The organism is Shigella sp. FC1544, from assembly GCF_001722145.1.
Taxonomy (GTDB): Bacteria; Pseudomonadota; Gammaproteobacteria; order Enterobacterales; family Enterobacteriaceae; genus Escherichia; species Escherichia coli.
The window spans coordinates 1-2,055 of the sequence record NZ_MECT01000243.1; the positions used below are offsets into that span (position 1 = coordinate 1).

Consider the following 2,055-nt stretch of genomic DNA (forward strand, 5'->3'; position numbering starts at 1 on the left):
GACATCAAGAGCGCGGTAGCCTTTTTTAATATTTCATTCTCCATTTCAATGCGTTGTAGCTTTTTCCTCAGCTTACGTATTTCGATTTGTTCTGGTGTTATCGGAGAGGCTTTTGGTGTTTTGCCCTGACGCTCATCACGCAGTTGTTTGACCCATCTTGTCATTGTGGAAAGGCCAACATCCATAGCTTTGGCGGCATCTGCCACCGTGTATTTCTGGTCAACAACCAGTTGAGCGGATTCGCGTTTAAACTCTGCGCTAAAATTTCTTTTTTTCATTGGAGCACCTGTGTTGTTCTGAGGTGAGCATATCACCTCTGTTCAGGTGGCCAAATTCAGTGTGCCACTTCACTTTTCGATGTTGATGCGCTGTGCAGGAGATGGCTGATGCAGATGAGTATCCCACTCGCGGAATGGCTCAATTTTATCAACCTGGTTGAGGACGAATAAAACGCGCTCACCCCCACCAGCAGGGAGCAGAACATTATTGTAGAAATGCTCATCCGCAGAAAAGGCCCGATCGTCTCCTTTTATTACCCACAGGATAAGATCTAGGGAGGGAAGCAAATTACGGTATAAATATTCATACTCCTTGTCCCGCCGGGCATTCTCACCGACACCAGGTATATCAATGATCTTTAGCGAATGTTTGCCGAAGCGTATACGCAATTCCTGAACTTCGCGAGTACATGCCTCAACGTCGCTAACTGCACAAACCTCCCCTTTAAACAGCGCATTACATACGCTGCTTTTCCCCGCGCCAGTTTTTCCCATGACACCAATCACGGGTTCATAGTCGATGGCTTCACTGATTTTGTTCAACAGCTTTTCCCGCAGTGGCTGAGGGAAAATATCAAGAATATCCCTGATGTCGGGTATGTGCGGCTTGCTATCACCTTTTTGCTCGTTGCTACCATTACGTTCTGGAAATATATTGCTCCACATTCCCAAAATCCCGCCTTCCCTTCTGGTGACGCCACTGGCATCAGTAATCATCCGGCCTTCGCCCTTTACCGGGTCATTCATACGAGGTCTCCTTTTTAATTTGAAATGAACGTTGTCTGTTACTCTCTGAAGGTCTGAATTACGTCACTTATGAAACGAAAGTGAGGGAGGGCTGAAATAAACTCTTCACTGGCAGTCAGAGCATCAAGTTCAGGCTTTCTGCGAAAAGAGGTATCCAGAACGGTTACGGCGTTAACATCTTCCATCCGAAACACCTGTAAATTTCTGGTGCGGGTAGCAACAAGAAACCAGTTTTTGGACTGAAATATCAGACGGCGGGGAGCTACTGCTTCGTAGCTTTTACCGTTAACTAATAATGTAACGGCGCGGTAGTCACGGATAGCTTCCGCCAGTTCCAGAAAACAGGCGGTTTGTGTAACTGGAGATGGCAGCCCTCCATGCCCTATAAGGCACGGTGAGCTTCCGGAGTTACTGGTAATCAGTCGAATTAACCTGCGATTCTGAGCCGGAATAATCCCTGAAATCCCGGAATTACGGATGAACGCAAATGTGTTGGGTTAGTGCTCCCGGCCCGTTCGGCAGGTAAGTCGGTAGCTTCCGCTGGAATGCTCGAGATCCAGATGGATCAGGCGTTGCTGAAAATCCCTCTGTAGGGTGCGTTCTGAGACACCAAATTCATCAGCTAACGCTTTAAGCTCCAGAGATTCGCCAGCCAGTAAGCGGCTGATAATGACCGATAGCCTGACGGACAGGCGGTCATAATGATCATGCTGTGTTTTCATAGTGGGGACTGAGGTGTACTGGCAATAGCGGACACTACCATTTGTTCTTTTTTTAAGCAGCCATCTGATGATATTTTTCCCTGAAGGCTGCCGGGGAGATATTCCCCAGACGAGAGTGACGACGCTGACGATTGTAGAAAATCTCAATGTATTCCCGTATTACTGAGATGGCTTCATCCCGGTTATTAAAACGATAGTGGCTCAGGCTCTCATTTTTCAGCGTTCCCCAGAAGCTTTCCATCGGAGCGTTGTCGTAACAGTTACCTTTACGCGACATTGATGTTTTCAGACCAGACTGCTCCTGTATG

At 47.4% G+C, this 2,055-nt stretch carries 1 protein-coding gene and 3 pseudogenes; all 4 read right to left on the minus strand.

Annotated features, from left to right (window positions below; translation table 11 throughout):
* Positions 1 to 278, minus strand: a pseudogene (locus tag BGK49_RS13165) (transposase); the annotation flags it as partial.
* A 72-nt stretch (positions 279 to 350) separates the two neighbouring features.
* Positions 351 to 1,025, minus strand: a pseudogene (locus BGK49_RS13170) (GTPase family protein); the annotation flags it as partial.
* A 38-nt stretch (positions 1,026 to 1,063) separates the two neighbouring features.
* Positions 1,064 to 1,747: pseudogene (locus BGK49_RS13175) on the minus strand (WYL domain-containing transcriptional factor).
* 52 nt (positions 1,748 to 1,799) lie between these two features.
* Positions 1,800 to 2,055, minus strand: a 256-nt coding sequence (locus BGK49_RS13180; protein ID WP_140443768.1) for an integrase core domain-containing protein, incomplete at its 5' end; no start/stop codon positions are given.